General features: G+C 33.8%; 2 protein-coding genes. Both read left to right on the forward strand.

Annotated elements, in window-relative coordinates:
- The coding region (locus AFK68_RS02445) for a polysaccharide deacetylase family protein (protein ID WP_094671355.1) at positions 1–976 on the forward strand (976 nt) is incomplete at its 5' end.
- A 690-nt stretch (positions 977–1,666) separates the two neighbouring features.
- Positions 1,667–2,479, forward strand: a complete 813-nt coding sequence (locus AFK68_RS02450; protein WP_094671356.1) for a class I SAM-dependent methyltransferase — start codon at positions 1,667–1,669, stop codon at positions 2,477–2,479.
- Positions 2,480–2,608 lie beyond the last annotated feature (129 nt).

Consider the following 2,608-nt stretch of genomic DNA (forward strand, 5'->3'; position numbering starts at 1 on the left):
AAACTTAAATGTATTATCTAGACAAGGAAAATCTTTAGCAACAATCATCGGAGCTAGTGGCAGTTTTTTAATAGGAATTCTACTCCCCCTAGAAATATGGGCGAACCAAGAAGTAACCATAAAAGCAAGCACAGCAGTAAATACAAATAGAATTAATCAACCAGCAAATAACAAAGAAAACCAATTAGAAGTAATTAAAATTAGTTCTGTCCTTGCCAACAACATTAATACAACTCGACAGAAACTAAGGGAATTAGAACTAAAAACTTTTAACTTTAGTGTACCAAAAAGATTTCAAGGAAAAACTGTTAAAAATATTACTCTTAACAACGAACAAAAAGTTATTGCCTTAACTTTTGATGATGGTCCGTGGAACAAAACTACAGAACAAATATTAGATATCCTGAAAAAACATAACATTAGAGCAACTTTTTTTGTGGTTGGCCAACATTTAAACACACGTCAAGAAATAGGCAAAAAAATTGTAGAAGGAGGTCACGTTATTGCCAATCACACATGGAACCATCCTACTCCAAAGAGTAAAATGAATCCAGACCGCATCAAAAGTGAAATTGGCCGTACAGCAGATCTTATATATAGAACAACAGGTAGGACTACTAACCTATTTCGGCCTCCTGGTGGTGTCCTAGAGAATGGTTTAGCGGACTATGCAAAAGAACGGAAACAGACAGTAGTCTTATGGTCTGCTGATTCTGTTGACTGGTACTATAGATCGGCTAAAGAAATTACCAAAAAAGTTTTGAATAGATCCAGCAACGGTGGAATTGTATTGCTACATGATGGTGGTGGCCCAAGAGGTCATGTTGTTGAAGCTTTACCCAATATTATTGCTGGTTTGAAAAAGCAAGGTTATGAATTTGTGACAATACCAGAACTTCTAACAATTAAAGATAGAGAACTACATCAGCAAGAGTTAGCAAAACAACAAAGTAAAAATTCATTAATTGATAATTGATAATTACCTCTTCCTTTTAGGGAGAGGATTGAATCAAAGGAAAATAAATTCATTTTTTCTCCTTGAAAAGAGAGGCTTTAAACCTTAATTATTCGGTCAAAAAGAATAATTAAAAAATGTGTAGATTTTAGGTAGAGATTCAATCCCAAGGAATTGTGGAAAGAAGTAGAAATCTGTTCAATAATGGATAATTATCTCTCCATCAAAGGAAGAGGATTGAATCAAAAGAAAATAAATTCATTTTTTCTCCTTGAAAAGAGAGGCTTTAAACCTTAATTATTCGTTGAAAAAGAATATACTTTTTGCTTTTAGAAGCAACAAGCAACAGGAATATATATTTTTAAGCAAAAGGTATAAANATTCATTTTTTCTCCTTGAAAAGAGAGGCTTTAAACCTTAATTATTCGTTGAAAAAGAATATACTTTTTGCTTTTAGAAGCAACAAGCAACAGGAATATATATTTTTAAGCAAAAGGTATAAAAAAGAATTTTTTTGGGGGTGAATTTTCCTGGAATAAGCTAGTTTTTTGCCATGACTTAAGTCCTGTTATTTATTTTCTGAAGATTTCTAGTTTCAACGAACAGAGTGAATTGTGTAATAATTTGGAAACTAAACCTCTACCCTACTACTAACTACTGACTCTTATAATAATTAAATTATCCCAACTTGATAAATAGGACTTAATCTCTTTGCCCAAAATTGTCAATGAACTAACTGGTGTACCTCGTACCCTACTTTTACCACTCAGGGGACGAGCTGAAGCACAAGCTCATCCTTATCCCCTATTTCAAGATCCACTATCTGTTGAGTGGTTAAAACTCGTGGGTTGGGATACAGAACTAGACCCACTTTACGGTAAAGCTGGTGAAGCTTCTACTATTGTGGCTGCTATCCGAACTTATCACCATGACCAAATAGCATCTTCTCATATTGCTAACCATTCCCATCCTGTTGTTGTGGAATTAGGAGCTGGATTATCTAGTCGTTTTCATCGAGTAGGACAAAATACTTATCGTTGGTTAGAGCTGGACTTACCTGTAGTAACGAAATTACGCTCTAAGTTAGATACAGAGACACAGCAACACCAATTTATTAGTGCATCAGTCATGGATTTTGACTGGATGGATACTTTGCCCAAAGTATCACCAGAAAATATCTTATTTATTGCAGAAGGCTTACTAATGTACTTGGATATCAACGAAGTCCAAAAGCTCATATCTGTAATGCGCTCTCGTTTCCCAGGAGCTACATTAGATATGGAGGTTATAGGAAATTCTGCTAAACAACTATATACAATATTCGATCAAATTGGAGCGCCCCTCAAGTGGTTCATTAATGATGAAGAAGACTTAACAGCTATGGGATTACAAGTAGTTAATTCTTGGTCTATGTATCAGTTATACCAAGAACGTTGGCCTTGGTACTGGAAATCCCTTCTGAAGTTTTTAACCCAATTTCCCTACTTTCGTAATAGTTATCTGATTGTAGAAACTAAGCTTTAGAATTTAAAATTTAGAATTTAGAATTTAGAATTTAGAATTATTAAATTTTGTATTTCAATTATCAATTCAGAATGCTCATTTCTGAATTTCTATATAACTTTCAACTCAAACAATATGGCTTCTATAGCT

Source organism: Hydrocoleum sp. CS-953 (genome assembly GCF_002260545.1).
Lineage (GTDB): Bacteria > Cyanobacteriota > Cyanobacteriia > Cyanobacteriales > Microcoleaceae > Trichodesmium.